The sequence below is a fragment of the Oleiphilus sp. HI0043 genome (assembly GCF_001634935.1).
This window is the reverse complement of sequence record NZ_LWEY01000503.1, coordinates 1-643: the sequence shown is the minus strand read 5'-3', so window position 1 is coordinate 643 and position 643 is coordinate 1. Positions and strand designations below refer to the sequence as shown.

Here is a 643-nt window from a genome sequence, read left to right as displayed (position 1 = left end):
TGTGTTTTTTGGGATGGCTGGTTTGCTGTGGGTACTAACCAGGTCTTACTTTGGGGCGTATTCTGCTAAGCAATATGCGGGTTTGGAGGCAGGTGCGTGTTACTGGCACATGGTTGATTTAGCCTGGATTATTATTTTTCCACTGATCTATGTGATGAGATAGCGATGATTCTACCTCTACCAAGCAAAAGGCACTTACTGCGAATTTGGCTGGCTTTACTGGCTTTGACCTTACTAAGCGTATTGACTGCTGAAACAGCGGACTTCGGTCAAATATCAGTGGTAATTGTCTGTGTTATTGTCACATTAAAAGGGCGGTTGGTGATCGATGAGTTCATTGGTTTGCGTCATGCACACCCGAAAATCAGGAAGGTCATGCTGGGGTACTTTTACTTGATCCCTACTTTAATTGTTTTGGGAGTGATATTTCCGGGAGTGATCATTTCACTCACCTCCTTAAACTAGTCTTTAAGTAAAGAGAGCTTTAATGACTAAAGTCTGTATAAATTCAGAGCCAGAAAAGTCATCGTCCCTACCGGGCGACTTTGCCATTTGGATTTTTATCCTTGCAGAGCTGGGCGTATTTTCTATCTTGTTCATCGCCTATGCCTTTGCTCGAGTATTCAACCTGGAGATGTTCGCT

General features: G+C 43.4%; 2 protein-coding genes. Both read left to right on the top strand.

Annotation, left to right across the window (positions count from 1 at the left end):
• The first annotated feature begins 13 nt into the window (after positions 1-13).
• Positions 14-163: a cytochrome c oxidase subunit 3 gene (locus tag A3729_RS34485; protein ID WP_369820090.1), complete on the top strand. Its 150-nt coding sequence runs from the start codon at positions 14-16 to the stop codon at positions 161-163.
• Positions 164-165: 2 nt separating this feature from the next.
• The gene (locus A3729_RS06235; RefSeq protein WP_068514314.1) at positions 166-465 is read left to right on the top strand and encodes a cytochrome C oxidase subunit IV family protein; all 300 of its coding nucleotides are present in this window, start codon (positions 166-168) and stop codon (positions 463-465) included.
• The last annotated feature ends 178 nt before the right edge of the window (positions 466-643 follow it).

What these genes read in the sequence shown, in the direction of transcription:
- A3729_RS34485 (WP_369820090.1), top strand. Translation starts at nt 14, where the DNA reads ATGGCTGGTTTGCTGTGGGTACTAACCAGGTCTTACTTTGGGGCGTAT.
- A3729_RS06235 (WP_068514314.1), top strand. Translation starts at nt 166, where the DNA reads ATGATTCTACCTCTACCAAGCAAAAGGCACTTACTGCGAATTTGGCTG.